22 protein-coding genes are annotated in these 23,726 nt (G+C 72.9%); 19 read left to right on the forward strand and 3 right to left on the reverse strand.

Annotated features, from left to right (window positions below; all coding sequences use genetic code 11):
• Positions 1-172 precede the first annotated feature (172 nt).
• Complete coding sequence (locus tag H1A17_RS09375) at positions 173-1,018, forward strand: polysaccharide deacetylase family protein (protein WP_194821680.1); 846 nt, start codon at positions 173-175, stop codon at positions 1,016-1,018.
• Positions 1,019-1,029: 11 nt separating this feature from the next.
• Positions 1,030-2,274 carry an MFS transporter gene (locus H1A17_RS09380; RefSeq protein WP_194821663.1) on the forward strand — a complete coding sequence of 415 codons (1,245 nt, stop codon included), beginning with the start codon at positions 1,030-1,032 and terminating at the stop codon, positions 2,272-2,274.
• A 28-nt stretch (positions 2,275-2,302) separates the two neighbouring features.
• On the opposite strand, the gene H1A17_RS09385 is transcribed toward H1A17_RS09380, so the two are convergent.
• Positions 2,303-2,821: a hypothetical protein gene (locus tag H1A17_RS09385; protein WP_194821664.1), complete on the reverse strand. Its 519-nt coding sequence runs from the start codon at positions 2,819-2,821 to the stop codon at positions 2,303-2,305.
• 107 nt (positions 2,822-2,928) lie between these two features.
• On the opposite strand from H1A17_RS09385, the gene thrB reads away from it, so the two are divergent.
• The 4 genes from thrB (at position 2,929) to prfA (ending at position 8,184) form a co-directional block, all read left to right on the forward strand.
• Positions 2,929-3,873 carry a homoserine kinase gene (thrB, locus tag H1A17_RS09390; protein ID WP_194821665.1) on the forward strand — a complete coding sequence of 315 codons (945 nt, stop codon included), beginning with the start codon at positions 2,929-2,931 and terminating at the stop codon, positions 3,871-3,873.
• Positions 3,874-4,167: 294 nt separating this feature from the next.
• Positions 4,168-6,252 (forward strand): transcription termination factor Rho, encoded by a 2,085-nt coding sequence (gene rho / locus H1A17_RS09395; RefSeq protein ID WP_194821666.1) that lies wholly within the window; start codon positions 4,168-4,170, stop codon positions 6,250-6,252.
• A 498-nt stretch (positions 6,253-6,750) separates the two neighbouring features.
• Entirely contained in the window at positions 6,751-6,975 is a 225-nt protein-coding gene (gene rpmE / locus H1A17_RS09400; protein ID WP_088642795.1) for a 50S ribosomal protein L31, read from the forward strand.
• Positions 6,976-7,095: 120 nt separating this feature from the next.
• Complete coding sequence (gene prfA / locus H1A17_RS09405; protein WP_145921464.1) at positions 7,096-8,184, forward strand: peptide chain release factor 1; 1,089 nt, start codon at positions 7,096-7,098, stop codon at positions 8,182-8,184.
• A 104-nt stretch (positions 8,185-8,288) separates the two neighbouring features.
• On the opposite strand, the gene H1A17_RS09410 is transcribed toward prfA, so the two are convergent.
• On the reverse strand, positions 8,289-9,833 hold the full coding sequence (locus H1A17_RS09410; protein WP_145921463.1) for a GGDEF domain-containing protein: 1,545 nt from the start codon (positions 9,831-9,833) through the stop codon (positions 8,289-8,291).
• Positions 9,834-9,908: 75 nt separating this feature from the next.
• On the opposite strand from H1A17_RS09410, the gene prmC reads away from it, so the two are divergent.
• The 4 genes from prmC to H1A17_RS09430 all read left to right on the forward strand — a co-directional run bounded on the left by prmC (position 9,909) and on the right by H1A17_RS09430 (position 14,397).
• Positions 9,909-10,856 (forward strand): peptide chain release factor N(5)-glutamine methyltransferase, encoded by a 948-nt coding sequence (gene prmC / locus H1A17_RS09415; RefSeq protein WP_194821667.1) that lies wholly within the window; start codon positions 9,909-9,911, stop codon positions 10,854-10,856.
• Positions 10,856-11,503 carry an L-threonylcarbamoyladenylate synthase gene (locus H1A17_RS09420; protein ID WP_145923016.1) on the forward strand — a complete coding sequence of 216 codons (648 nt, stop codon included), beginning with the start codon at positions 10,856-10,858 and terminating at the stop codon, positions 11,501-11,503. Before prmC ends, H1A17_RS09420 begins: the two co-directional genes overlap by 1 nt.
• Positions 11,504-12,115 carry a phosphotyrosine protein phosphatase gene (locus tag H1A17_RS09425; RefSeq protein WP_145921462.1) on the forward strand — a complete coding sequence of 204 codons (612 nt, stop codon included), beginning with the start codon at positions 11,504-11,506 and terminating at the stop codon, positions 12,113-12,115.
• A gap of 164 nt (positions 12,116-12,279) precedes the next feature.
• On the forward strand, positions 12,280-14,397 hold the full coding sequence (locus H1A17_RS09430; RefSeq protein WP_194821668.1) for a transglycosylase domain-containing protein: 2,118 nt from the start codon (positions 12,280-12,282) through the stop codon (positions 14,395-14,397).
• Between the two features lie 130 nt (positions 14,398-14,527).
• Here H1A17_RS09430 and H1A17_RS09435 read toward each other — a convergent pair whose 3' ends face one another.
• A complete protein-coding gene (locus H1A17_RS09435; RefSeq protein WP_145921460.1) occupies positions 14,528-15,985 on the reverse strand; it encodes an SDR family oxidoreductase in 1,458 nt (485 codons plus the stop codon).
• 123 nt (positions 15,986-16,108) lie between these two features.
• Here H1A17_RS09435 and H1A17_RS09440 point away from each other — a divergent pair, with 123 nt between their 5' ends.
• The 9 genes from H1A17_RS09440 to atpD all read left to right on the forward strand — a co-directional run bounded on the left by H1A17_RS09440 (position 16,109) and on the right by atpD (position 23,641).
• Positions 16,109-16,540: a hypothetical protein gene (locus tag H1A17_RS09440; RefSeq protein WP_145921459.1), complete on the forward strand. Its 432-nt coding sequence runs from the start codon at positions 16,109-16,111 to the stop codon at positions 16,538-16,540.
• Positions 16,541-16,713: 173 nt separating this feature from the next.
• Positions 16,714-16,950 carry an AtpZ/AtpI family protein gene (locus H1A17_RS09445; RefSeq protein ID WP_088642787.1) on the forward strand — a complete coding sequence of 79 codons (237 nt, stop codon included), beginning with the start codon at positions 16,714-16,716 and terminating at the stop codon, positions 16,948-16,950.
• Between the two features lie 11 nt (positions 16,951-16,961).
• The gene (atpB, locus tag H1A17_RS09450; protein ID WP_145921458.1) at positions 16,962-17,759 is read left to right on the forward strand and encodes a F0F1 ATP synthase subunit A; all 798 of its coding nucleotides are present in this window, start codon (positions 16,962-16,964) and stop codon (positions 17,757-17,759) included.
• A gap of 132 nt (positions 17,760-17,891) precedes the next feature.
• Positions 17,892-18,125: an ATP synthase subunit C gene (locus tag H1A17_RS09455; protein WP_067312849.1), complete on the forward strand. Its 234-nt coding sequence runs from the start codon at positions 17,892-17,894 to the stop codon at positions 18,123-18,125.
• A gap of 29 nt (positions 18,126-18,154) precedes the next feature.
• Positions 18,155-18,694, forward strand: a complete 540-nt coding sequence (locus H1A17_RS09460) for a F0F1 ATP synthase subunit B (protein ID WP_088642785.1) — start codon at positions 18,155-18,157, stop codon at positions 18,692-18,694.
• Entirely contained in the window at positions 18,694-19,515 is an 822-nt protein-coding gene (locus tag H1A17_RS09465; RefSeq protein WP_145921457.1) for a F0F1 ATP synthase subunit delta, read from the forward strand. Before H1A17_RS09460 ends, H1A17_RS09465 begins: the two co-directional genes overlap by 1 nt.
• A gap of 86 nt (positions 19,516-19,601) precedes the next feature.
• Positions 19,602-21,245 (forward strand): F0F1 ATP synthase subunit alpha, encoded by a 1,644-nt coding sequence (gene atpA / locus H1A17_RS09470; RefSeq protein ID WP_194821669.1) that lies wholly within the window; start codon positions 19,602-19,604, stop codon positions 21,243-21,245.
• A gap of 9 nt (positions 21,246-21,254) precedes the next feature.
• On the forward strand, positions 21,255-22,184 hold the full coding sequence (locus H1A17_RS09475) for a F0F1 ATP synthase subunit gamma (RefSeq protein WP_145921455.1): 930 nt from the start codon (positions 21,255-21,257) through the stop codon (positions 22,182-22,184).
• Positions 22,184-23,641: a F0F1 ATP synthase subunit beta gene (gene atpD / locus H1A17_RS09480; protein ID WP_088642781.1), complete on the forward strand. Its 1,458-nt coding sequence runs from the start codon at positions 22,184-22,186 to the stop codon at positions 23,639-23,641. The genes H1A17_RS09475 and atpD overlap by 1 nt, the downstream gene beginning before the upstream one ends.
• Positions 23,642-23,726: the final 85 nt, after the last annotated feature.

Below are 23,726 nucleotides of genomic sequence, written 5' to 3' on the forward strand. Positions count from 1 at the left end.
GACCCGCCGCGACCGGGTCGGGGGAGGGCCGCCGACGCGCCACGACGCGCCCCCGGTCCGGGGTCACCGGGCCGGGGGCGCGTCGCGTCGCGCCCGGGACAGCCGGCCGTTCACCGGGTACGGTCACCCCTGTGTTCCTCTACTGTCGGTCAGCGTCGATCCACCCTGGGTGATGGACGTAGATCGGGCGGAGCCGGCCGGGCCGGGCGGCGGGCGGTGGGGCCGGCGACGGGTGCTGAGCGGCGGGGCACTGCTGGCCGGCGGCGTCGCGCTGGGGGCCGCCGGCATGTCCCAGGGGGCCTGGCTGGCCGACCGGCACCTGCCGTTGTCCGCCGGCCCGGCCAGCGCCACCGTCGGCAACCGGCGGCAGGACGTCGGCTCCGGCGGGCTCCAGGTGGTGTGGCACGCCCCGACCACGCGACCGCTGGTCGCGCTGACCTTCGACGACGGCCCGCTGCCGCGGTGGACGCCGACCGTGCTGGACACCCTGGACAGCCACGCGGTGCCGGCGACCTTCTTCCTGGTCGGGGAGCGGGTGCGCCGGCACGCCGGGCTGATCCGGGGGCGGCTGGACCGGCACGAGGTGGGCAACCACAGTTGGCGGCACCGGGACCTGGCCCGGCTGGCCGCCGCCGACGTGCACGACGACCTGCGCCGGTCGCACGAGGCCATCGCCGAGGTCACCGGAACGCCGCCCCGGCTGCTCCGGCCCCCGTACGGGCACCTGGGCGGCGGGGTGCTGCACGCCGCCGTACGCCTCGACTACCGGGTCGTGCTCTGGTCGTTGCAGATGGTGGAGGGGGAGTACCCGGACGACCCGGCGGGGCACGCCCGGCGCATCGTGTCCGACGTCGTGCCGGGCACCATCCTGCTCGCCCACGACGCGGGCCCGGAGAACCGTCAGGTGGCGTTGCGGGGACTGGACTCGATGATCACCGGCCTGCGGGCCCGGGGGTACACCTTCGTCACGGTCTCCCAGCTGCTGGGCCATCCGATCGGCTCCCGACCCGGGGGGTAGGGTCCGGGCACGTGTCCTCTCCGCTCTCCGTTCTCGTCCGTAACCGGGACTTCCGCAATCTCTTCCTCGCCGAGCTGGTGGTCTTCGGCGCCGACTGGTTCGTCATGGTGCCGCTGCTGGTGCTGCTGCCGGAGCTGACCGGCAGCGGGGTGTGGGGCGCCCTGGTGCTGGCGCTGGACACCGGGGTGTTGGCGCTGCTGCTGCCGTACACCGGGACCATCGCCGACCGGTTCGACCGCCGGAAGATCATGATGGCCGCGAACGGCGTGACGCTGCTCGGTGTGCTGCTGCTGCTCGGTGTCCGCAACGCCGGTACGGCCTGGCTGGCCATGGTGGCGATCACGGCGGTGGCGGTCGGCAAGGCGTTCTACTCGCCGGCCGCCCAGGCCGCCCTGCCCAACGTGCTCGATCCGGCCGACCTGGCCGTCGGCAACGCCGTCGCCGGCTCCGCCTGGGGGACGATGACCGTGGTCGGGGCGTCCCTCGGTGGCGTGCTGACCGCGGCCGTCGGGCCGTACGCCTGCTTCTGGGTGGGGGTGGTCGGCCTGGTGGCGGCGGCGGGTCTGGCGGCGCTGATCCGCCGGCCGTTGCAGGCCGCCCGGGAGGCCGACCGGTCGACGCCGCGCACCTGGACGGCGATCCGCGAGGCGCTGGGGCACATCCGGCACCGGCCCCGGGTGCTGGCGCTGGTGACGGTGAAGTCGGCGGTGGGGCTGGGCAACGGCGTGCTGACCGTCTTCCCCCTGCTGGCCGCCGTGTACGGGGCGGGGCCGGTCGGCACCGGCCTGCTCTTCGCGGCGCGCGGGGCGGGGGCGCTGGTGGGGCCGATCCTGATGAGCCGGGTGCTGACCAACCGGGCCTGGCTGCTGCCCGGCCTGGCCCTGTCGATGTCGCTGTACGGGCTGGCCTACCTGGGCGCGGCGGTGGCGAGCTGGTTCCCGCTGGTGCTGCTGCTGGTCTTCGTGGCCCACTTCGGCGGCGGCAGCAACTGGGTCCTGTCGAACTTCGCCCTCCAGGGCGAGGTGCCGGACCGGCTGCGCGGCCGGGTGTTCGCCACCGACATGATGCTGGCGACCCTGGCCATCTCGGTCAGTCAGCTGGTGGTGGCCGGTGTGGTCGACCGGGTCGACGAGCGGGTGGTGCTGGCCGGCTGCGGCCTGGTCACCGTCGTGTACGCGGTGGGCTGGCGGATCGCCACCCGCCGGCTCTCGCTCACCGACCCGGCCACCGGGGGCGACCCGTCGACCGTCCGCTGACGGCCGGAGGCGGCGCGGTCGATCCGGCTCAGTCGGCGCGGTCGGCCTGTGGCGGGGCGGCCGGCGGGTGGTCGCTCCCGCCCCACCCGCCCCGACCCGGGTGCTCCGCGGCCTGACCGGCGGCGTAGCCGGGCGGCGGGCCACCCGGGTGCCCGGTCGGGGGGCCACCGGCCGGCGGCGTCCAGGTGCCCCACGGCTGACCGGGCACGGGGGACGGGGACGCGGCGCGGCGGCCGACGAAGACGGCGGCGACGATGAGGCCCAGGCCGATCGGGTAGCCGATCCAGCCGACCGCGCTGACGGCGAGGCTCCACATCTGGTACTGCCGTATCCCGCCGGAGCGGATCAAGTCCGGCAGGGCCGCGACCCAGGCGGTGGTGAGCAGTTCCAGCAGCAGCAGGACGACGGCCCCGGCGAGCAGGAACGACCGGGACCGGCCGGGCAGCCGGCGGCCGGCGGTGGCGCCGAGCACCAGGACGGTCAGCAGGGTCAGCAGGATGGGTAGGTGCCCCAGCACCTGGGTGAGCCGGTAACCGAGCATTGCCACGTCGCCTCCCGACCGGTCGATGGATCGGCGTCAGGCTAGCCGAGCTGATCCAGTTCCACCTTCCGGGCGAGGCGGTCCCCGTCGGTCCCGGGCCCTAGCATGATCCCGTGCCGACGACTTTCACCTCCGGGCCGGTGCGGGTGCGGGTGCCCGCGACCAGCGCCAACCTGGGCCCCGGGTTCGACGCCCTCGGGCTCGCCCTCGCCCTGCACGACGACGTGGCCGCCGAGGTGACCCCGGACGGCGTCCGGGTGGCGGTGACCGGCGAGGGCGCCGGCGACCTGCCGCCGGACGACCGGCACCTGGTGGTCGTGGCCATGCGGGCGGCCTTCGACCTGCTCGGCGCGCAGCCGCCGGGGCTGGCCCTGGAGTGCGTGAACCGGATTCCGCAGGCCCGGGGCCTGGGTTCCTCTTCGGCGGCGATCGTGGCCGGGGTGCTGCTGGCCCGGGGGCTGGTCGCCGACGGCGCGCAGCGGCTCGACGACGAGGCGGTGCTGCGGCTGGCCGCCGAGATCGAGGGGCATCCGGACAACGTCGCGCCGTGCCTGCTCGGCGGGTTCACCATCGCCTGGATGGAGCCGACCGGTGGCCGGGCGGTCTCGCTGCCGGTCGCGCCCGGGGTCTCGCCCACCGTCTTCGTGCCGGCCGTGCGGGGGCTGACGGCCACCGCGCGGGCGGCGTTGCCGGCGACGGTGCCGCACGGGGACGCGGCGCTGAACGCGGGTCGGTCGGCGTTGCTGGTGCACGCGGTGACCGCCGCGCCGGAGCTGCTGCTGCCGGCCACCGTCGACCGGCTGCACCAGGACTACCGTGCGGCGGGAATGCCACAGACCGCCGCCCTGGTCAGCGAGTTGCGTGTGGCCGGTGTGGCGGCTGTGGTCAGTGGGGCGGGCCCGACGGTGCTGGCGTTCACCGCACCGCCCGACGGGTTCGACCCGGGAACAGAATGGGAAGTCTGGCGGTTGCCGGTAGAGGTGCGCGGAGCGACGCTCGCACGGGGTAGACTGGGACACGCCGAGCGGGACCCTGTTGCCGCAGGTCGGAAGAGTTGATTACGCTCTAGACTCAGCACAGCCGCGAAGCACGCGATCTCTCTGCGGGTCGGCGCACCCCGAAGCTCTCGGCGGTCAGCCCGTCACCCCTGCCAAGGCCCACGCCGCACCGCAGTTTCCGCAGGTCGCCGCAGACGGCGAGACCTGCTCACCGACGTTGGTGAGTTGGGAAACCGCCCGGCTGCTGTGCCACAGACTCCCGCGACGCGTCATGCGAGGCGGGTGCACCGAGGCCGCCCGGCCACCTTGCTTGTCGATCCCGGGCAGTCCCGGCCTATCGAGGGAAGGAATCCATTGAGCGACACCACCGACGTGACGTCGGATGTTTCCAACGTCGCTGGCGATGCCACCACCGCCGCCCCCGCCCGCCGTCGGCGCAGCGGTACCGGTCTGTCGGCGATGCTGCTGCCGGAGCTGCAGAGCCTGGCCGCGTCGCTCGGCATCTCCGGGACCGCTCGCATGCGCAAGGGCGAGCTGATCAGCGCGATCTCCGAGCGGCAGCAGGGCGGCGCCGCGACCGGCACCCCTCGACCGCGGGCCGAGGTGGCGGCTGCGGCTGCTCCCGTCCGGGAGGAGGTGCACGCTGAGGTGACCCCGGAGCGTGCCGCCGAGCCGGCGTCGGCCACCCCTGCCGCCACCACCGAGACCGAGGGTCGGACCCGGACCCGGCGCAGCCGGGCCAGCACCGCCGAGTCGCGGCCGGCCGCCGAGGCACGGCCCGTCGAGACCCGTACCGAGGAGCCGCCGGTCGAGGCCGGTGAGCGTCCCGAGCGGGCCGAGGGTCGTACCGGCCGGGACCGTGGCGAGCGCGCCGGGACCGAGCGGGCCGGTAACGAGCGGACCGGGACCGAGCGGACCGGTAACGACCGGGCCGAGCGGACGGACAACGACCGGGCCGGCCGTGGCGACCGGGCCGAGCGCGCGGGCAACGACCGGGGCGAGCGGGCCGAGCGGGCCGGTAACGACCGGGCGGAGCGGACCGAGCGCAGCGACCGGGGCGACCGCAACGACCGGAGCGAGCGCAACGACCGGGGCGAGCGGGCCGACCGCAACGACCGGGGTGGCGACCGTGGTCAGCGCGACAACCGCGACAACCGGGACGACTCCGACGACGACGAGGGCGGCGGCCGGCGGGGCCGGCGCAGCCGGTTCCGGGACCGTCGTCGGGGCCGGGGTGACCGGGCCGAGGGCGGCAACGACACCGGCGGTGGCCGGGAGCCGCAGGTCGGCGAGGACGAGGTGCTGGTCCCGGTGGCCGGCATCATCGACGTGCTCGACAACTACGCCTTCGTGCGGACCACCGGCTACCTGGCCGGCCCGAACGACGTCTACGTCTCCATGTCGCAGATCAAGAAGTACGGCCTGCGCCGGGGCGACGCGATCACCGGCGCGGTCCGGGCCGCCCGGGACAGCGGAGGCGGCGGCGACCAGCGGCGGGACAAGTACAACCCGCTGGTGCGGCTGGACACCATCAACGGCATGGAGCCGGACGAGGCCCGCCGCCGTCCCGAGTTCTACAAGCTCACCCCGCTGTACCCGCAGGAGCGGTTGCGGCTGGAGACCGAGCCGCACATCCTGACCACCCGGGTGATCGACCTGGTGATGCCGTTGGGTAAGGGGCAGCGGGCGCTGATCGTGTCGCCGCCCAAGGCCGGCAAGACCATGGTGCTCCAGGCGATCGCGAACGCGATCACGCACAACAACCCGGAGTGCCACCTGATGGTGGTCCTTGTCGACGAGCGGCCCGAAGAGGTCACCGACATGCAGCGGTCGGTGAAGGGCGAGGTCATCGCGGCCACGTTCGACCGTCCGCCGCAGGACCACACCACGGTCGCCGAGCTGGCGATCGAGCGGGCCAAGCGACTGGTCGAGCTGGGGCACGACGTGGTCGTGCTGCTCGACTCGGTGACCCGGCTCGGCCGGTCGTACAACCTGGCGGCGCCGGCCTCCGGCCGGATCATGTCCGGTGGTATCGACTCGACGGCGCTCTACCCGCCGAAGCGGTTCCTGGGTGCGGCCCGCAACATCGAGAACGGCGGCTCGCTGACCATCCTCGCCACCGCGCTGGTGGAGACCGGGTCGATGGCGGACACGGTCATCTTCGAGGAGTTCAAGGGCACCGGCAACGCGGAGCTGAAGCTCGACCGGAAGATCGCCGACAAGCGCACCTTCCCGGCCGTGGACGTCAGCGCCTCGGGTACGCGCAAGGAGGAGATCCTGCTCGCGCCGGAGGAACTGGCCATCATCCACAAGCTCCGCAAGGTGCTGCACTCGCTGGACTCGCAGGCGGCGCTGGACCTGCTGCTCGACCGGCTCAAGCAGTCCCGCACCAACATCGAGTTCCTGATGCAGATCGCCAAGTCGACACCGGGGGAGTGACCCGCTCCGGGTGAGACCGCCACGAAGGGCACGGCCGCAGCGGCCGTGCCCTTCGTCGTACCCGGGAATTGCGTTTGTGGACTTTTCTTTCGATGGGCCTGGCGGCTCTTGAAAATTCTGTACGTGGCCGGGTTGACTGGGGGCGGGCCGGTCCCGGCCGAGCGGGCCGGGCCCGGCCACCGACGGGCGGCGGGGGAACCTGGGGAGGCGTCCGCCGCCCGGCGGCCCGGCCGGGTGGGCTTCTGAACCTGGGGGAGGAGCCCACCCGGTCCGCCCGCCGGGCGAGGAATGCGGGGCCTGAGCGGCGGGAATGCGGATGGCGGGACGGGCGTTACCACTGCCGGACCGATCGTGCGGCCCGCCCGTCGGGTCGGCTCACGCCCATGGCACACTGGTCAATCGGCCACCGGTTCCGGTTCACGCCCGAGTCCGTCGCGCACCAGGCGGCGGGGGATCAGCGGCGACCCGGCGACCACCTGACGAAAGGACCGAGGCGACATGAAGCCCAACATCCACCCGGAGTACACGACGACCGAGGTCAAGTGCTCCTGCGGCAACTCCTTCACGACCCGCAGCACCGCCAAGGGCGGCTCGATCAGCGTCGAGACCTGCAGCGCCTGCCACCCGTTCTACACCGGCAAGCAGCGCGTCCTCGACACCGCGGGCCGGGTCGCCAAGTTCCAGCAGAAGTACGCCAAGGTCCAGGCGAAGAAGGCCAAGTAGCTCCACCGACGACGCCCGTGTCCGGCCCCGTGCCGGACGCGGGCGTCGTCCGTTGCGCCCACCCGTGACCTCCGTGTCCCGTTCCACCGCCGCCGGACCCGTCGAAGGAGCACCCCCCGCATGAGCAGCGAGCGCCTGGCCGCCCTCCTCGACGAGTACGCCGAGCTGGAGAAGCGGCTGGCCGACCCGGCCATCCACGCCGACCAGAACACCGCCCGCCGGGTCGGTCGCCGCTACGCCGAGCTGGTCCCGCTGCACAAGGCCGCCGGTGAGCTGGAACAGGCCCGCGCCGACCTGGTGGCGGCCCGCGAGCTGGCCGCCGAGGACCCGGCGTTCAGCGAGGAGGCCGACTCCATCGCGGCGACCCTGCCGGCGCTGGAGGAGCGGCTGGCCGAGCTGCTGATCCCCCGCGACCCGCACGACGCCAAGGACGTGATCATCGAGATCAAGGCCGGCGAGGGCGGCGAGGAGTCCGCGCTGTTCGCCGGGGACCTGCTGCGGATGTACACCAGGTACGCCGAGCGGCACGGCTGGCTGACCGAGGTGATCGACGCGCAGGACTCCGACCTCGGCGGGGTCAAGGACGTCTCGCTGGCGATCAAGACCAAGGGGGTCCCGGACGGCGGCAACGGCGTCTGGTCCCGGTTGAAGTGGGAGGGCGGGGTGCACCGGGTGCAGCGGGTCCCGGTGACCGAGTCGCAGGGCCGCATCCACACCAGCGCGGCCGGTGTCCTGGTGCTGCCCGAGGCCGAGGACGTCGACGTCACCATCGACCCGAACGAGCTGCGGATCGACGTGTTCCGCTCGTCGGGGCCGGGCGGCCAGTCGGTGAACACCACCGACTCGGCGGTACGCATCACCCACCTGCCCACCGGCGTGGTGGTCTCCTGCCAGAACGAGAAGTCCCAGTTGCAGAACCGGGAACAGGCGATGCGCATCCTGCGGGCCCGGCTGCTGGCGGTGGCCCAGGAGCAGGCCGACGCCGCCGCCTCGGACGCCCGTAAGGCGCAGGTGCGCACCGTGGACCGCTCGGAGCGCATCCGCACCTACAACTTCCCGCAGAACCGGATCACCGACCACCGGATCGGCTACACCGCGTACAACCTCGACCTGGCGCTCGCCGGGGAGCTGGACGGCGTCCTGGACGCCCTCGCCGAGGCGGACCGGGCCGCCCGGCTCGCCGGCGACACCGAGCTGACCCGCCGCTGACCCGGTCCGGGGGCCGGCCGGGCGCACAGCGGCCCGGCGCGGCTCGCCACAGCGCGCCTGACGGTGTCGTGGCGGGCCGGTGGGAGAACTTCCAGGGGTGAGGGTCAGGAGGCGCGGGAGCGGGCCTTGGCGCGCAGCATCTCCCGGTCGGCGATCTCGAACGCGAGCCCGAGGGCGTCGCGCAGCGCGGTGCCGGTGCCGGCGACCTCGGCGAACCCGATGCTCACCCCGACCGGGGTGCCGGGCACCAGCGACTCCCAGTCCTCGGTGCGCACCGCCGCGTCGATCCGGCGGGCCACCTCGGCAGCCTCGGCCATGCCGGCCCCGGAGAGCACCACCACGAACTCGTCGCCGCCGTAGCGGGCCACGAAGTCGCCCCGCCGCATCACCCGGTTGATCACCCCGGCGATGCGTTGCAGCACCAGGTCACCGGAGTGGTGGCCGTGGGTGGTGTTGACCGCCTTGAAGCCGTCGAGGTCGCAGACGCCGATCACCACCCGCTCGCCCCGGGACACCACCGAGCCGATGTAGCGCTCCAGCCGCCGCCGGTTGGGCAGCCCGGTCAACGGGTCGGTGAGCGCCTCACCCTCGTAGCGGGCGGCCTCCCGGCGCATCTCCTCGTGGTCGATGCGGGCCGCGATGCCGTCGATGTAGACGTCGCGCAGCCGGTCGTTGCGCTGGGCGGCCAGCCGGAACGCCATCCGGTCGGCGCGGTGCGCGGCGGCGTGGTCGCCGGCCCGGGAGAAGGCGATGCTGCGCAGCCGGGACAGCTCCGCCGCGCCGAGCGTCTCGGCCGACACCCGGGCCGAGTCCAGCCGGGTGATCGCCTCGATCGGGCGGCCGTCGGCGACCGCCAGGCAGACATGGCCGAGCTGGCGCATGTCCCGGGCACGGGCGCTGTCCCCGCCGTGGTCGAGCAGCCGGGCCGGCTCCGGGCCGACCGGGGTCGCGTCGCCGAGCGCCGCCCGGCGGACCGCCGCGTAGCCGTACGCGGCGAGGCTGCTCGGCCGCAGCCGGTCGGCCCGCCCGTCGTCGACGAACCGGGCCAGGTCGGCCGCGATGTCGCGGAGCACCCGCAGGCAGCCGTCGCTGTCGCCGTTGTGGTCCAGCGCGACGGCGTTGCGCAGCCGGATGCCGGGGGCGGCGAAGGTCTCCTCGGGGATGCCGGCGGCGGCGCCGTGCTGGCGGGCCCGCTCGATCGCGCCCAGCGCGTAGCCGTGGAAGCTGAGGTAGGAGTAGGCCATCGCCAGGTCGTGCCAGCCCCAGGCGGTGTCCCGGTCCCGGTCCTCCGCCGCGCCCAGTGCCCGGGCCGCCCGGACCAGGTGCATGACGCAGCGGTCGAGCGCGCCCTGGTGGTGCGCGGCGAGCGCGGCCAGCGCGTTGAGGTGCCCGTGCAGGTAGGGCTCGGGCAGGTCGCGCACCGCCCCGGAGGCCTCCTCGATGGCCCGGGTGAACTCGGCCGTCCGGCCCAGGTTGATCAACGCGCAGAGCCGCTGCACCAGCGCGTCCGCCCGGGTGTACGGGTCGGCGGTGGTGCGCAGCACCCGGTCGAGGACGCCGACCGCCTCGGCCGAGCGGCTCGCCTCCTGGAGGCTGCGGGCATGCGTCAGGGCGTCAACCTGGTCATCGACCCGGTCGAGCCACCCCACCTGGCGAACCTCCCGTCGGTGTGCGCCCGGCCGCACCCACTCGTGGCGGGACCGACGACGCCTCATGATTATGGCGTGACCTCACTCCCACGCCACCCGTCCGAAGGGACAGAACGCGAGCGGACCTCGCCCGTGGTGGCCCGCGCCGCCCGTACCCTCGCCGCCGCCGGGGTGGCGTCGGCCCGGTCCGAGGCGGAGCAGCTCGCCGCGTACGTGCTGGAGGTGCCCCGGGGCCGGCTGGCCCTGACCGACGGCTTCACCGCCGCCCAGCGGGCCCGCTACGACGCGCTGGTGGCCCGGCGGGCCGACCGCGAGCCGTTGCAGCACCTGACCGGGCGGGCCGGCTTCCGGCACCTGGAGCTGGCCGTCGGGCCGGGCGTCTTCGTGCCCCGCCCGGAGACGGAGCTGCTGGCCGGCTGGGGCATCGACCGGGCGCTGACCCGGCCGGACCCGCTGGTGGTCGACCTGTGCAGCGGTTCCGGGGCGATCGCGCTGGCGGTGGCCCGGGAGGTGCCGGCGGCCCGGGTGGTGGCGGTGGAACGGTCCCCGGACGCGCTGGCCTGGCTGCGGCGCAACGCCGCCGAGCGGGCCGCCGTCGGGGACCGGCCGGTCGAGGTGGTGGCCGCCGACGTCACCGACCCGGGGCTGCTGGCCGACCTGGTCGGCGCGGTGGACGTGCTGCTGTGCAACCCGCCGTACGTGCCACGGGCGGTGCCGGTCCCGCCGGAGGTGGCCGGGCACGACCCCGACGAGGCGGTGTTCGGCGGGGCGGACGGGCTGGTGGTGCTGCGGCCGGTGCTGCGCCGGGCGGCCGAGCTGCTGCGACCCGACGGCGAGCTGGGCGTGGAGCACGACGACACGCACGGCGGGGCGGTGCCGGCGCTGCTGACCGCCGACGGCCGGTACACGGCGGTGCGGGCGCACCGGGACCTGGCCGGGCGGCCCCGGTTCGCCACCGCGTCCCGCCGGTCGGACGGCCCGCACGCCGTCCCGGCGTCGGCGTGGCAGACTGGCTCCTCGTGATGCTCTACGACTGTCGGTCATCCGCCGACCGGGACCGCGGCATCGCCGCGGCGATCGAGGCGGTCAAGAACGGCGAGCTGGTCGTTCTGCCCACCGACACGGTCTACGGGATCGGTGCGGACGCGTTCACCCCGTACGCGGTCAAGGCCCTGTCCGACGCCCGGGGCGGCAGCCAGGCGGCGCCGCCGGTGCTGATCGGCTCCCGGCACACCCTCGACGGCCTGGTCTTCTCGCTGCCCCGCGCGGCCCGTGACCTGGTCGAGGCGTTCTGGCCCGGTGCGTTGACCATCGTGGTGGAGCACTCGCCGAGCCTCGCCTGGGACCTGGGCGGCGACGCCGACGGGACGGTGGCGGTCCGGATGCCGCTGCACCCGGTGGCGCTGGAGGTGCTGCGGGAGACCGGCCCGATGGCGGTGGCCGCGGCCAACAAGGTGGGCCAGTCGCCGTCGTTGACCGCGGAGGAGGCCCGCGACCAGCTCAGCTACTCGGTGCGGGTCTACCTGGAGGCCGGGGCGTGTCCCGATCCGGTGCCGAGCACCATCGTCGACCTGACCGGGGAGACGCCCCGGCTGCTGCGGGCCGGCGCGATCACCCTCGACCAGCTCCGCGACGTCGCGCCGGACATCCTCGACGAGCGGGGAGCCTGAGTGCCGCCGTTCACCGTCCTGCACGTCTGCATGGGCAACATCTGCCGTTCCCCGATGGCCGAACGGCTGCTGGTGCTCGCCGTCCGCGAGCGGCTGGAGCGGCTCGGCGTCGACCCGGCCGGGGCGGACGCGCTGCTGCACAGTCACAGCGCCGGCACCGGCGGGTGGCACGCGGGGGAGGAGATGAACCCGCCGGCCGCCCGGCAGGTGTTGGGTCGCGGTGGTGACGTCGAGGGTTTCGCCGCCCGCAAGCTGCGTTCCGACCTGATCGACGCCGCCGACCTGGTCCTCACCGCCACCGCCGACCAGCAGGAGTACGTGGTGGCGCTGCGTCCGGACGCGGCGGCGCGCACGTTCGTGCTGGGTGAGTTCGGCCGGCTGCTCGGCGCGTTGGACACCACCGCCCTGCCGCCGGCCGGGGCCACCCCGGACGCGGTGTACGCCCGGGGGGTGGCCCTGGTGGCGGCGGTCGACGCGGCCCGGCAGGGGGCGGGCGCGCTGCACTCCGACGACCTGGACGATCCGTGGGGCCGGGGCGACCAGTGCTTCAGCCGGGTGGCCGACGAGATCGAGGAGACGGTGCACCCGCTCACCTCGGCCCTGCTGCCGTGACGGCCGGCTGAGCGGCGGCCCGTCCGGGTGACCGGCGCGGCGTGTCCCGGCCCGCGCGCCGTGTCCGTCTCGCGAACTTCCTCCGGTTTCGGGGAAAGATGAGAGTTCGGGCGGTTTTGCGGGTCATGCTGAACGGGTCCTGACGACTCCTGCGGGGAGTACTGATGATCCGGGCCCTCCACAAGGCGTTCACCGTGCTGCTCGCCGGCGTCCTCGCCGGCCTGGTGCTGGCCGCGGCGGCCCTGCCGCTCGCGCTGGTGTTCGGCCTCGGCTTCGGCGGCCTCGCCTCGTCCTACGCCGAACTGCCCAACACCCTGCGCACCCCACCCACCGCCCAGCGGTCCACCCTGTACGCCGCCGACGGCGTCACCCTGGTCACGTCCTTCTACACCGAGGACCGGGTGGACGTGCCGCTGGCCAAGGTGGCCCCGGTGATGCGGCAGGCCATCGTGGCCGCCGAGGACGCCCGGTTCTACCAGCACCGGGGCGTCGACCTGCGGGGCGTGGTCCGGGCGTTCACCGTCAACCAGCGCGACGGCCGGGCCCGGCAGGGCGCCTCCACGCTGACCATGCAGTATGTCCGCAACGTGCTCAGCAACGATCCCCGGTTGACCAAGGAGCAGCGGAAGAAGGCCACCGAGATCAGCACCGCCCGCAAGCTCCAGGAGATGCGGTACGCCCTGGCGCTGGAGCGCGAGCTGACCAAGGACGAGATCCTCACCCGCTACCTGAACATCGCCTACTTCGGCGCCGGGGCGTACGGGATCGCCGCCGCCACCAAGCGCTACTTCTCCACCACCCCGGCCCGGCTGACCCTGGCCCAGGCGTCGCTGCTGGCCGGGCTGGTCCGCTCCCCGGACAGCGACGACCCGATCAACGGCGACGCCGACGCGGCGCTGACCCGGCGCTCGTACGTGCTGGACCGGATGGTGGCGCTGGCCCAGGTCGGGCCGGTCGACGCGGCGCAGGCCCGCGAGGAACCGCTCGATCTACGGCCCAGCCGGACGCCGAACGACTGCACCGCCGTACCCGAGCAGCGCAACGACTGGGGCTTCTTCTGCGACTGGTTCACCCAGTGGTGGAGCGACCAGCCCGCCTTCGGCGCGACCGCCGCCGAACGGCAGGACACCCTGCGCCGGGGCGGCTTCCGGATCGTCTCCTCGCTCGACCCGGCGGTGCAGCGGGCCGCCGTACGCCAGGTGACCGGCATCTACGACGTGGACGACCCCCGGGCGGCGCCGGCGGCGGTGGTCCAGCCCGGCACCGGGCGGGTGCTGGCCCTGGCGGTGAACCGCCACTACAGCGTCGCCCCCAACCCGGCCGGGCAGCAGAACTACCCGAACACGGTCAACCAGCTCGTCGCCGGTGGCAACGGCATCGAGGGCTACCAGGCCGGTTCGACGTTCAAGCTGTTCACCCTGCTGGCCGCCCTGGAGTCCGGGCTGCCGCTGGAGACCGCCTTCGTCGCGCCGAGCCGGATCGTGACCCGGTTCCCGACCGACGACCCCCGGTCGAGCTGCGGCGGCCGGTGGTGCCCGGTCAACGCCACCCCCGAGTGGATGGACGGCTACCGCACCATGTGGACCGCCTTCGGCCGGTCGGTGAACACCTACTTCGCCTGGCTCACCGAGAAGGTCGGCGCGGAACGGGTGGTCGAGATGGCCGAGCGGCTGGGCATCCGGTTCCGCGCCCCCGACGACGCCGAGCTGGCCCGCTCCGGGGCGCGCAACTGGGGGGCGTTCACCCTCGGCGTCTCCTCCACCACCCCGCTCGACCTGGCCAACGCGTACGCCACGGTGGCCGCCGAGGGGACCTGGTGCGCGCCGCTGCCGGTCGTGTCGATCACCGACAGCGCCGGGAAGGAGGTGGCCGCCGGCCGGCCCGACTGCCGGCAGGTGATCGACACCGAGGTGGCCCGCGCCGCCGCCGACGCGGCCCGCTGCCCGGTCGGCGACCAGTCGATGTACCGCCGCTGCGACGGCGGCACGGCCGAGCAGCTCCGCCCGGGGCTGGGTCGCCCGGTGGCCGGCAAGACCGGCAGTTCGGAACGGAACGAGACCGAGTCGGTGGTGGCGTTCACCCCGCAGCTCGCGGTGGCCCAGATCGCCGCCAACCCCGACGACCCCCGGGACGCCGTCGGCGCCGCCGTCCAGTCCCGGATGGTCGACGCGGTGGGCCGTATCCTCGCCGCCGCCCTGGCCGACAGCCCGGTCCGCGACTTCGTCCCGCCCAACGAGTCGATCACCTACCGCCTCGCCCCCACCCCCCGCGACGGCAACTGACCCCACCCACCCCACTCCACCCCACCCACCCCGCCTCACCCCGTCGATCATGGAGTTGTGGTGCTCGCATAACGGACCAAAACGGTCTGATCCGTCCACCACAACTCCATGATCGACACGAGGTGGGGGATCAGGGGGTTGGGGTGTGCCGGGCGATGTTGCGGGCCATGCCGCCGAAGACGACGGCGTGGAACGGGGCCACCGACAGCCAGTAGAGGTGGCCGGGCAGGCCCCGGGGGAGGAAGACGGCGCGTTGCACGTACCGGCTGTGGCCGTCGCCGGCCGGCTCGGCGCGCAGCTCCAGCCAGGCCCGGCCGGGCAGCCGCATCTCGGCGCGCAGCCGCAGCAGCTCCCCGGGGACGATCTCCTCCACCCGCCAGAAGTCCAGCGCCTCGCCGACCTGCAGGCGGTGCGGATCGCGCCGGCCCCGGCGCAGCCCCACCCCGCCGACCAGCCGGTCCAGCCAGCCGCGTACCGACCAGGCGAGCGGAAACGAGTACCAGCCGTGCTCGCCGCCGACGCCCTCGATGACCCGCCAGAGCGCGGCCGGCGGGGCGGCCACCTCCTGCTCCCGGACGTCGGTGTAGGCGGTCCCGCCGGACCAGTCCGGGTCCGACGGCAGGGGTTCGGCCGGGGCGTCCGGGCCGCTCGCGTTCGACCAGCGGGTCTCCACCTGGGCGTCGCGCACCTTGGTCAGGGCCAGCGCGACGGCGTCGTCGAAGCCGGTCAGCCCGCCCGGCGGGTCGGGCAGCCACCGGGCGATGTCGTGCTCGTGCGCGACCGCCTCGTGGATCAGGCTCTCCACCAGCGGGCGGGCGATGGCGTTCGGCACCGGGGTGATCAGCCCCACCCAGTGCGAGGACAGCGCCGGGGTCAGCGGGCGGACCGGCACGATGATCCGGCGGCGCAGCCCGGCGACCCGCGCGTACCGCTGCATCATCTCCCGGAAGGTGAGCACGTCCGGGCCGGCGATGTCGAACGCCCGGTCCACCTCCGGGGGCAGGCCGGCGCAGCCGACCAGGTAGCGCAGCACGTCCCGGACGGCGATCGGCTGGATGCGGTTGCGGACCCAGCGGGGGGTGACCATGGCCGGCAGCCGTTCGGTGAGGTGGCGCAGCATCTCGAACGAGGCGGACCCGGACCCGATGATCACGGCGGCCCGCAGCACCACCGTGGGCACCTCGCCGGCCAGCAGGATCCGGGCCACCTCGGCCCGGGACCGCAGGTGCGGCGAGGTCGAGCCGCCGGCCGCCGGCTCCGGCCCGCCCAGGTAGACGATCCGGCGTACGCCGGCCGCGGCGGCGGCCTCGGCGAAGTTGGTGGCCGCCTCCCGGTCGGCCGCCTCGAAGTCGGCCTGCCCGAGCGAGTGCACCAGGTAGTACGCGACGTCGACGTCGGCGAAGGCGGCCGGGAGCGTCTCCGGCCGGCGCAGGTCCCCCTCGGCGATCTCGGCCTGCGCCGCCCAGGGCACGTCGCGCAGCCGACCGGCCTTACGGGCCAGACAGCGCACCTGGTGCCCCTCGGCCAGCAGGCGGGGCGCGAGCCGTCCACCGATGTATCCGGTCGCGCCGGTGACGAGGCATCTCACGGACACCAGTGTGCGGCTCCGTACACTCTTTCGCTGTGGAGAACGTGAAGCGCACCTGGTGGGGGCCGGACCGGGGGCGGCCCGTCGTGGCCGCGCCGCACGCCGACGGCCCGGAAGACCCGCGTGGCTGAGCCCGGGGCGCGCGGGCCGGCGGTGGCCGACGACCAGGGGTGGCGGCTGCGTCACCTGCCGGTGCTGCTGGCCGCCTCGGCGGTGCTGGGGGTGGTCGCCGCGCTGGTCGGTGCGGTGACCGGCGGCGGCGTGGCGGCCCTCGGCGCGGCGGCCGGGGTGGCGGTGACGGTGGTCAGCTACAGCCTGACCACGGTGGTGCTGGCCAGGGCCGACGCGGTCAACCCGCAACTGGTGCTGCCCCTCGGGCTGGGCCTCTACATCGCCAAGTTCACCCTGCTGGGGGTGGTCATGGTGGCGGTGGCATCGACCGGCTGGGACGGCCTGGTTCCACTCTGTGTCGGCATCGCCGCCGGTGTGGTGGTCTGGACCGGAGTACACATCTGGTGGCTGACCAGGGTGTATTCCCGTCGACCCGGCTCCTGACTGTCCCACATGGTGGGCGGGCGGGCGACTGTCCGCGTGCGGTCGTTCTCTCCCTTGCGGAAGGGGAGTAGCGTGCCCCCAGACGATGGAGCCCGCCCGATGCCCACACAACGACGGTTGTGCGGGGGGTGAGGCACAGCCTCGTCTTCCCGGCTGATATCGTTCGCCCCGTCATGGCTGGTGACCAAAACCCCCGACCCACCGGTGGCCCGGACGACGTTCCGACCGGCGCCGGTCAGGGTTGGACCGCGCTCTCGTACCTCATCGGGGGCATGCTCGTCTGGGGTTTCATCGGCTGGCTGGTCGACCAGTGGCTCGACTCCGGCGGCATCGCCACCGGGATCGGTGTCGTGCTCGGCATGGCCGGGGGGATCATCCTGGTCGTCCGCCGGCTCGGCACGCCTACTTAGGAAGGGACGCGGTGTTCGGACAGGCGAACGTCCTGGCAGCGGGCCAGGCGGCATTCCCACCCAGCGTGGAGGACTTCTACCTGCCCAGCATCCTGCCCTGGGGTGCGCACGACTCGTACTGGTTCACCAAGATCACGGCGATGGTGTGGGTCGCCGTCGGCATCCTGATCATCTTCTTCCTGGCGACCTACCGGAAGCCGCAGCTGGTCCCGACCAAGAAGCAGTGGCTCGCCGAGTCGATCTACGGCTTCGTGCGGAACAACATCGCGGTCGACATGATCGGACACCGGGGGGTGCGGTTCGCGCCGTACTTCACCACGCTGTTCTGCTTCGTGCTGCTGACCAACTTCTTCGCGATCGTGCCGTTCTTCCAGATCTCGCCGAACTCGCACATCGCCTTCCCGGCGATCCTCGCCGTGATCAGCTACCTGATGTTCAACTACGTCGGCATCCGGCACCACGGCTTCGTGAAGTACTTCAAGAACTCCCTGATCCCGCCGGCGCCCTGGTACATCCTGCCGCTGCTGATCCCGATCGAGTTCTTCTCCACCTTCCTCGTGCGGCCGTTCTCGCTGGCCGTGCGTCTCTTCGCCAACATGTTCGCCGGGCACATGCTGCTGCTGGTCTTCACCCTCGGCGGCTTCGCGATGCTCAGCGCCAACGCCTGGCTCGCACCGGTCTCGGTGCTGTCCTGGGTGATGACCATCGCGCTCACCTTCCTCGAGTTCCTGGTCATCTGCCTGCAGGCCTACGTCTTCACCGTCCTCACCGCAAGCTACGTGCAGGGCGCGCTCGCCGACGAGCACTGATCCACCGGGCGGGGGCTCGAAAGCGAGCACTGGTCCACGGGCGGGGGCTCGCTCGCGAGCACTGGTCCACCGCATCAACCCGTTGTCGTCCCGCGTGAGAGTCACGCGAGATACCCAGGAGGAACCACACCCATGGACGCTAGCGTTCTCGCCGAGGTCACCGGCAGCACCGCCGCCATCGGCTACGGCCTCGCCGCCATCGGCCCGGGCATCGGCGTCGGCCTGGTCTTCGCCGCCTACATCCAGTCGACGGCCCGCCAGCCGGAGTCGTCCCGGATGACCCTGCCGTACGTCTGGATCGGCTTCGCCGTCATCGAGGCGCTCGCGCTGCTGGGCATCGCCTTCGGCTTCATCTGGGCCGGCTGACCCGGCCCCTGCAGACCGGGAGGTCATCCATGTACTTCCTCGCCGCTGAGGGTGGTGAGTCGACCCACAACCCGATCATCCCGCTCTGGCAGGAGATCGTGGTCGGCAGCGTCGCCTTCGCCGTGCTCTGCTTCGTGCTGATGAAGTTCGTCTTCCCCCGCATGGAACAGACGTTCCAGGCCCGGGTCGACGCGATCGAGGGCGGGATCAAGCGTGCCGAGGCCGCCCAGGCCGAGGCCAACCAGCTCCTTGAGCAGTACCGCGCGCAGCTCGCCGAGGCGCGTACCGACGCCGCCAAGATCCGGGACGACGCCCGGGCCGACGCGGAGGGCATCCGTCAGGACATCCTCGGCAAGGCGCGGGAGGAGTCCGACCGGATCATCGCGGCCGGCAAGGAGCAGCTCGCCGCCGAGCGGGCCACCATCGTGCGTGAGCTGCGGGCCGAGGTCGGCACCATCGCGGTGGACCTGGCCAGCAAGATCGTCGGCGAGTCGCTTGCCGACGAGGCACGCCGCAAGGGCACCGTCGACCGGTTCCTGAGCAACCTCGAGAGCACGGGGGCCCGCTGATGCAGGCCGCCAGCCGGGAGTCGTACGCGGTCGCGGCCGAGCGCCTCGACGCGTACGTCCGCGGGGCGGAGCCGTCGGCGGTGGCGACCACCGCCGACGACGTCCTCTCCGTCGCCGCCCTGTTGCGGGGCGAGCCGCGGCTGCGCCGGGCGCTGTCCGACCCGGCCCGCAGCGGCGACGACCGTGCGGCGCTGCTCAACGGCATCCTGACCGGCAAGATCGGCGCGGATGCGCTCGACCTGCTGTCCGGCCTGGTCGCCGGCCGCTGGTCGACGCCGTCGGAGCTGCTCGACGGCACCGAGCGGCTCGGGGTGGAGGCGCTGCTGGCCAGCGCCGACGCCGCGGGCGACCTCGGTGAGGTCGAGGACGAGCTGTTCCGCTTCGGCCAGGTGGTCGCCGGTCAGTCCGCGCTCTCCGCGGCGCTGGCCGACCCGATCGCCCCGGCCGGGCAGCGGGCCGGACTGGCCCGGGAACTGCTCGCCGGCAAGGCCCGGCCGGTCACCGTCCGCCTCGTCGAGGTGGCCCTCGGCGGGTTCGGGGGGCGCTCCTTCACCGGGGCGCTCACCCGGCTGGTCGAGTTGGCCGCCGACCGGCGGGACCGTCAGGTCGCGTACGTGACCGTGGCGGCTCCGTTGAGTGAGTCCGACGAGCGACGGCTCGGTGCCCGTCTCTCCGCGATGTACGGTCGAGAGGTTTCCGTCAAGCAGACGGTCGACCCGGAGGTGCTCGGTGGGGTGAGCGTGCGGGTCGGTTCCGACCTGTACGACGGCACCGTCCTGCGCCGCCTCAACGAGACCCGCAACGCGCTCGTGCAGCGCTGACAGCGGCCTCGCCGCCCTTTGATCGACGCCATTCGGACCGGTCGGTACTAGGTATCCCGGGCCCCTGATACTTAAGGAAGCAGAGGATGGCCGAGCTGACCATCTCGACGGAGGAGATCCGCGGCGCCCTGGAGCGCTACGTCTCCTCCTACTCGACCGACGTCTCCCGCGAGGAGGTCGGCACCGTCGCCGACACCGGTGACGGCATCGCCCACGTCGAGGGCCTGCCCTCGACCATGACCAACGAACTCCTGGAGTTCGAGGACGGCACGCTCGGCGTGGCGTTGAACCTCGACGTGCGGGAGATCGGTGTCGTCGTTCTCGGTGACTCCGCCAAGCTGGAGGAGGGGCAGCGCGTCAAGCGCACCGGCCGGGTGCTCTCCGTACCGGTCGGCGACGCCTTCCTCGGCCGCGTGGTCAACGCGCTCGGCCAGCCGATCGACGCCCTCGGCGACATCGCCGACGAGGGCTACCGCGAGCTGGAGCTCCAGGCCCCCAACGTGATGTCCCGGCAGTCGGTCGACGAGCCGCTGCAGACCGGCATCAAGGCGATCGACGCGATGACCCCGATCGGTCGGGGCCAGCGGCAGCTGATCATCGGCGACCGGAAGACCGGCAAGACCACCGTCGCGCTGGACACCATCCTCAACCAGCGGGACAACTGGCGCTCCGGCGACCCGAAGAAGCAGGTCCGCTGCATCTACGTCGCCATCGGCCAGAAGGCCTCCACGATCGCCTCGATCAAGGGCATCCTGGAGGACGCGGGCGCGCTGGAGTACACCACCATCGTGGCCTCCCCGGCGTCCGACCCGGCCGGCTTCAAGTACCTCGCCCCGTACACCGGCTCGTCCATCGGGCAGCACTGGATGTACGGCGGCAAGCACGTCCTGATCGTCTTCGACGACCTGAGCAAGCAGGCCGAGGCGTACCGGGCCGTGTCGCTGCTGCTGCGCCGCCCGCCGGGCCGTGAGGCCTACCCGGGTGACGTCTTCTACCTGCACTCCCGCCTGCTGGAGCGCTGCGCGAAGCTCTCCGACGAGCTGGGTGGCGGTTCGATGACCGGCCTGCCGATCATCGAGACGAAGGCCAACGACATCTCGGCCTTCATCCCGACCAACGTCATCTCCATCACCGACGGCCAGATCTTCCTGGAGTCCGACCTGTTCAACCAGGGCGTCCGGCCGGCCATCAACGTCGGCACCTCGGTCTCCCGGGTCGGTGGCGCCGCGCAGATGAAGCCGATGAAGAAGGTCTCCGGCTCGCTGCGGCTCAACCTGGCCCAGTTCCGTGAGCTGGAGGCGTTCGCCGCCTTCGCCTCCGACCTGGACAAGGCCTCGCAGGCCCAGCTGAACCGGGGTTCCCGGCTGGTCGAGCTGCTCAAGCAGCCGAACTACTCGCCGTACCCGGTGCAGGAGCAGGTCGTCTCGGTCTGGGCCGGCGTCGAGGGCAAGCTGGACGACGTCCCGGTCGGCGAGATCCGTCGCTTCGAGTCCGAGTTCCTCCAGTACCTGCGGCACAAGCACGAGGGCGTGCTGGCCTCGATCGCGGACGGCAAGTGGGGCGACGACATCGCCGCCTCGCTGGACTCGGCCATCGGCGAGTTCAAGCAGGTCTTCCTCGGCAAGGCCGACGAGCGCCGGGTCAACGACGCGCCGGCCAAGCCGCTGGAGGGCGAGTCGGACCGGGAGACGGTCACCCGCTACGCCGGCGGCGACGCCGAGAAGCAGTAGGGCTGACTCATGGCGGCCCAGGTACGCGTTCTTCGCCAGCGAATCCGTTCGGCGAAGGGGATGAAGAAGATCACCAAGGCGATGGAGCTCGTGGCGACGAGCCGCATCGCCAAGGCCCAGGCCCGGGTGACGGCGTCCCTGCCGTACGCCCAGGCGATCACCGGCGTGCTCACCGCGCTGGCCTCGAACGCCCGGATCGACCACCCGCTGCTCACCCCGCGCGAGCGGGTGCGGCGGGCGGGCGTCCTGCTGGTCACCTCCGACCGGGGCCTGGCCGGCGGGTACAGCTCCAACGCGATCAGGACCGCCGAGTCGCTGATCGCCCGGCTCACCGCCGACGGCAAGGAGCCGGTGCTCTACGTCATCGGACGCAAGGGCCTGACGTTCTACCGGTTCCGCAACCGGCAGATCGCGGCGAACTGGACCGGCTTCTCGGAGCAGCCCACCTTCGCCGACGCCCGTGAGGTCGGCGAGACGCTGATCGCGGCGTTCACCGCCGGTGCCGACGACACCGACGGCGACGCCGGGCCGGACGGCGTGCTCGGCATCGACGAGTTGCACATCGTCTACACCGAGTTCCACAGCCTGATGACCCAGAGCCCGGTCACGAAGATCATCGGCCCGATGCAGGTCGAGGACCGGCCGCGCTCCGAGGGGCTGCTGCCGGCGTACGAGTTCGAGCCGGAGGCGGAGTCGCTGCTCGACGCGCTGTTGCCGAAGTACATCAACACGCGGATCTACGCGGCGTTGCTGGAGTCGGCGGCGAGCGAGTCGGCGGCCCGGCGGCGGGCGATGAAGAGCGCCACCGACAACGCCGAAGAGATGATCGAGAAGTACACGCGTGAGATGAACTCGGCCCGCCAGGCCGGGATCACCCAGGAGATCAGTGAGATCGTCGGCGGCGCGAACGCGCTGGCCGCGTCGGGAAGTGAAGTGTGATGACTGTATCCGCAGTTGCCGGGGGACCGGCAGAGACCAGTACGGCCACCGGTCGCGTGGTTCGGGTCATCGGCCCGGTCGTCGACGCCGAGTTCCCGCGCGACGCCATGCCGACCCTGTTCAACGCCCTGCACGTGGAGGTGAACCTCTCCGGCGGCGCGAAGACGCTCACCCTGGAGGTCGCCCAGCACCTGGGTGACAACCTGGTCCGGGCCATCTCGATGCAGCCGACCGACGGTCTGGTCCGGGGTGCCGAGGTGACCGACTCCGGCTCGCCGATCACCGTTCCGGTGGGCGACGCGGTCAAGGGCCACGTCTTCAACGCCATCGGCGAGTGCCTCAACCTCACCGAGGGCGAGACGCTCGACGCGGACGACCGGTGGGGCATCCACCGCAAGGCCCCGGCCTTCGCGGACCTGGAGCCGAAGACCGAGATGCTGGAGACCGGCATCAAGGTCATCGACCTGCTCGCCCCGTACGTCAAGGGCGGCAAGATCGGCCTGTTCGGCGGCGCCGGCGTGGGCAAGACGGTGCTCATCCAGGAGATGATCACCCGGGTGGCCCGGAACTTCGGTGGTACGTCGGTCTTCGCCGGCGTGGGTGAGCGCACCCGTGAGGGCAACGACCTCATCGCCGAGATGACCGAGTCCGGCGTCATCGACAAGACCGCGCTGGTCTACGGCCAGATGGACGAGCCGCCGGGCACCCGGCTGCGGGTGGCGCTGTCGGCGCTGACCATGGCCGAGTACTTCCGGGACGTCAAGAAGCAGGAGGTGCTGCTCTTCATCGACAACATCTTCCGCTTCACCCAGGCCGGTTCCGAGGTCTCCACCCTGCTCGGCCGGATGCCGAGCGCGGTGGGTTACCAGCCGACCCTGGCCGACGAGATGGGCGAGCTCCAGGAGCGGATCACCTCCGTCCGGGGCCAGGCCATCACCTCGCTCCAGGCGATCTACGTGCCCGCCGACGACTACACCGACCCGGCGCCGGCGACCACCTTCGCCCACCTGGACGCGACCACCAACCTGGAGCGGTCGATCTCCGACAAGGGCATCTACCCGGCCGTGGACCCGCTGGCGTCCTCGTCCCGGATCCTCGCCCCGGAGTTCGTCGGCGAGGCGCACTTCGCGGTGGCCACCGAGGTCAAGCGCATCCTCCAGCGCTACAAGGACCTCCAGGACATCATCGCCATCCTCGGTATCGAGGAGCTCTCGGAGGAGGACAAGCTCACCGTCGGCCGGGCCCGCCGGATCGAGCGCTTCCTCTCCCAGAACACCTACGCCGCCGAGCAGTTCACCGGCGTGCCGGGCTCGACGGTCCCGATCGAGGAGACCATCGACGCGTTCCGGAAGATCAGCGAGGGCGAGTACGACCACTTCCCCGAGCAGGCCTTCTTCATGTGCGGCGGTCTGGAGGACCTGGAGCGCAAGGCGAAGGAGCTGATGTCGGAGGGCTGAGCTCTCGGACAGTCGTGCTGCGAAGGCCACCCCGGTCGACCGGGGTGGCCTTCGGCCGTTGCGCCTGGTGGGGCCGGTGTCCGGT

This window comes from Micromonospora sp. S-DT3-3-22, from assembly GCF_015354745.1.
Lineage (GTDB): Bacteria > Actinomycetota > Actinomycetes > Mycobacteriales > Micromonosporaceae > Micromonospora > Micromonospora wenchangensis.